The following is a 3,576-nucleotide window of genomic DNA, read 5'->3' as shown; positions in this document are numbered from 1 at the left end:
CGGGCTGGTGGGCAGCTTCACCGTCAACACCAGCTCACGCTCCGTCGAGGTGATCTGCGCGAGCTGCCGATCGGCCGCCGACAGCCGGGCCATCGCGCTCGTCTGCGGCGGACCCTGCACCTCGGTGATCCGCAACCGGCCGGCCGGTACCCCGCCGTCCCGACGGGCGCGGGCAATCAGCTGGCGCCGAACACCCCGAACGAAACCCGCCGGCACAGAGTCGCCCGGTTCGGTCGGCGGCGCCACAACCCCGGTGGCCGGATCGAATCGGGCCGACAGCGCCGCGATCGCGGTGTCCCGGTAGGACAGGGTCCGCAGGGTCGCCATCACCTGCGCGGTCACCACCCGGGTGACCCGCGACGGAACATAGACCCCGTCCGGGTAGAGCGGAGTCCAGCCGAGGCGGGCCGCGGCGACGTGACCCTGTGCGGGGAGCCTGCGGTCCTGGCGGTCCAGGCCGGCGGCGAGCACATCGAACGTCGCCGGCTGCCACAGCCGCGACACCAACTCGGCACCGGCCGCGGCGATCAGGTCCAGCAGCCACCCCACCCGGGTGTCGACGTCGTCGAGTCCGATCGGCTCGCCGGTCGCGTCGTCGACTGCCATGTATGCGCGGGTGGTGACCGCGAATTGCCGCGGCGCAGTCGATCCCGGCCCGGTCATGCCGGGGCGCAATTCACGATCGGCGAGCACTTTCGCATTTGAAGAAGACCCTGATCTGCCGAGATGCTCACCGGTTACCCCTTCCGCCACCGTGCGGCGGCATCGCCCCGAAGCCGGTGTTGAAGGAGTCGGTGTTGAATCTGTATCGACCGCAGCTGATTACAACCGGGCGGACAACGATGCCAGCAACACGATGACGTCATCCATCAACTCCTCCACCGGCGATAGCTCGCCCTTGTCTCGCAGAACCCGACTGTAACGCCGACCTCCGACAAGTACCGGTCGATCCGCGCCACCGGCGAACCGGGGGCCAATCGATCCCGCCACACCACCCGCACCACCGTGAACCCCGCCTCGGCCGCGTCGTCGAGCATCCGGCCGCGCCCACCCCGCCGCTCCCTCGAGTCCCGAACCGCGATCCCATGCAGACCCGATATATCTCACCAGGAGCGCTCTCCCGCAACATCTTTTCCTGATGGGCCAGCGAAGCCTCTTGCCCGGTCGAGCCCGACACCCGGCAGATACAGTGCCGCCACCCTCTCCGGCGTCGCTCCCGCACACTCCGATGCAGGCCTGACCAGATAGGCGTCGAGGTCCGCGCGGTCAAAGATTCGGTGACCCGAACCGGTGCGCCGAGACGGCAACCGGCCCTCCGATGCCGCCTTGCGCGTCCTAACTACCGAAGGGCCCAAGTATTCCGCAGCCTCACCGATTCGCGTCGTAGATAGTGCCAGAACATACTGGGTAGTATTAGATATCGAGGCAACAGTTGAGAGCCTGTCGTACATCGCCGATGTCGCGCTCGAGGTGCTCGACGCGCTCGGTCACGAATCCGCGGACGTGCTCGGCTATTCACTCGGCGGCGCGGTCGCGCAACAGCTCGCCCGCCAGGCGCCGGAGCGGGTGCGACGCTTGGCGCTGGTCAGCGCGACGTGCGGAGCCGGAGCGGTACCGGGGTCGATGTTGGCGCTGATGGCTGTGATGACCCCCGCGCGGCACCACTCCAAGGTCGCGTACCGGGCGACGATGAAGCTGGTGAACCTCGCCCCGAAGGAGAAGAACAGCATCGCACTCAAGGAGCTGATGGCCGATTGGCACCACGGCGCGGCGCCGACAATGCGCGGGTACACGCTGCAAATGATGGCGATGTCGAGGTTCAACAGCCTTCCATGGCTGCCTACCGTCGCCCACCCGACGCTGGTCCTGAGTGGATCCGGTGATCGGATCATCCCGATGGCGAACGGTGCGATTCTGGCGGGCTACCTGCCGAACGCGCGGCTGCGCATCTTCGAGGGCTGGGGACACTACATGCTCCATGACGATGCCTCAGGAGCCGGCAACGCCATCGCCGAGTTCTTCGGTGCAGACCACCACGATGAGAGTTCCGCGTGGACGGGGGCGCAGGTCGTGACTCCCGAACAGATGGCCGGGATGGTGCGGTCCGCACCGTGGAGCGCATATCCGTACCAGTACACCAACGCGTTGGTCCGTTGGCGGTACCCGCTCGAGAAGGAGCGTGGCGGGCATGGCCGCTGAGTCGCCTCTGTGGCGGAAGGCATTCGACGGTGTCGAGCGTCGGATCGGCGCCCCGCTGGAGAACGCGACCAGCTCCGCGGACTTCCAAGTGTTCTCCCTCAAGGTGGGACGCGTGAAGAAGGCGGTGATTGCCCCCGTCGAGGCGGTGGTGGGCTTCGGTCTGCACCTGGTCGGGATCCCGTCCCATGCCGAGGTGCGCGTTCTGCGCAGGGATCTCATCAAGGTGCAACGTGAACTGCTGGCCATGCGTCGTGAACAGGCCGTCACCGAGCGAGAGTCGACGGATTCAGAATGAGTCCGATCGGCCCGGTGGTGGATATCGCACGCGGACTGGTTCGTGAGGTCGAGCGCACGCAGTTGCGTGCCCGGCGGGGCATCGAGCTGATCGCGCGGCGCCCGCCCCCTCAGGTGAGTAATACGCCGAAGGACGAAGTGTGGTCGTTCGGGAAGGCGAAGCTGTGGCGCTACCGCAATGACGACGTGCGGCATGGGCCACCGGTACTGATGTTCCTGGGGTTGGTTGGTGACTCGGCGATCTTCGACCTGTTTCCGGGAAACTCATGGGCGGAGAAACTGGTCGCGGAGGGCTTCGACGTGTTCCTGTTCGATTGGGGACGGCCGGAGGCGGCTGAAGGGGAGCACGACCTCGGAACGTATATGGACGGCTACTTCGTGCCTGCTGTCGATGCGGTGCGCAGGATCGCCGGCGCCGACGAGGTGTCGGTGGGGGCCTACTGCATGGGCTCGCTCATGCTGACTCTGCTGCTCGGCAGCCGGAGCAACGTGCCGGTACGGAACGCGGTTCTGTTCGCTCCGCCCTGCGACTACGACCATGCCCCCGGGTTTCTCACCGGCTTCAAGGACGGCCGGCTGGAGACCCGCCATGTGGTGGACGAGATGACGGGCCTCGTCCCGGAGGATGCCGTCCGGGGCATGTTCCGCTGTTGCAGCCGACCTCGGACATCGTCCAGTACGTCACGTTGTGGGAGAACCTGTGGCGGGACGGCTACGCCGACGCGCACCGCGCCATCAATCACTGGGCGTGGGACCATCGATCGATGGCCGCACCATCTTTTGTAGAGATGGTGGAGGATTACGTCCGAGAAAATCGATTGGTCAACGGGGGAGCGGAGTTGGCGGGCCGGCCCGTGGACCTGCATTCGATCACCATTCCGCTGTTGATGATCATCGCGGAGAAGGACGAGTTCGTGCCGCCCGCGAACTCGGAACCACTCGCCGAGCTGGTTGGGTCCGATGACGTGGAGATCCTGCGTATCCCCGGTGGCCACGCGGGCGCCCTGATGGGGTCAGCCGCGCGGAAGAAGACCATGCCGGGGGTGGTCGATTGGCTCAGGCGGCACTCGGATACCCCACCGC

The 3,576-nt window shown here is 66.5% G+C and carries 4 protein-coding genes and 2 pseudogenes; 4 read left to right on the top strand and 2 right to left on the bottom strand.

Annotated features, from left to right (window positions below):
* Positions 1–663, bottom strand: a pseudogene (locus tag AC1D1G_RS43145) (transposase); the annotation flags it as partial.
* A gap of 440 nt (positions 664–1,103) precedes the next feature.
* Positions 1,104–1,355, bottom strand: coding sequence for a hypothetical protein (locus AC1D1G_RS43140; protein WP_283351970.1), 252 nt, complete (start codon positions 1,353–1,355; stop codon positions 1,104–1,106).
* Here AC1D1G_RS43140 and AC1D1G_RS43135 point away from each other — a divergent pair.
* The 4 genes and pseudogenes from AC1D1G_RS43135 to AC1D1G_RS43120 all read left to right on the top strand — a co-directional run.
* Positions 1,327–2,199 carry an alpha/beta fold hydrolase gene (locus AC1D1G_RS43135; RefSeq protein WP_317568822.1) on the top strand — a complete coding sequence of 291 codons (873 nt, stop codon included), beginning with the start codon at positions 1,327–1,329 and terminating at the stop codon, positions 2,197–2,199. The two genes, AC1D1G_RS43140 and AC1D1G_RS43135, sit on opposite strands and share 29 nt — an antisense overlap.
* The gene (locus AC1D1G_RS43130) at positions 2,189–2,494 is read left to right on the top strand and encodes a hypothetical protein (protein ID WP_182624936.1); all 306 of its coding nucleotides are present in this window, start codon (positions 2,189–2,191) and stop codon (positions 2,492–2,494) included. Before AC1D1G_RS43135 ends, AC1D1G_RS43130 begins: the two co-directional genes overlap by 11 nt.
* Positions 2,491–3,279 carry an alpha/beta fold hydrolase gene (locus AC1D1G_RS43125; RefSeq protein ID WP_317568819.1) on the top strand — a complete coding sequence of 263 codons (789 nt, stop codon included), beginning with the start codon at positions 2,491–2,493 and terminating at the stop codon, positions 3,277–3,279. The genes AC1D1G_RS43130 and AC1D1G_RS43125 overlap by 4 nt, the downstream gene beginning before the upstream one ends.
* 32 nt (positions 3,280–3,311) lie before the next feature.
* A pseudogene (locus AC1D1G_RS43120) lies at positions 3,312–3,576 on the top strand (alpha/beta fold hydrolase); the annotation flags it as partial.

The organism is Rhodococcus sp. P3_B8, from assembly GCF_056402775.1.
This window is presented reverse-complemented; position numbering and strand designations above follow the sequence as displayed.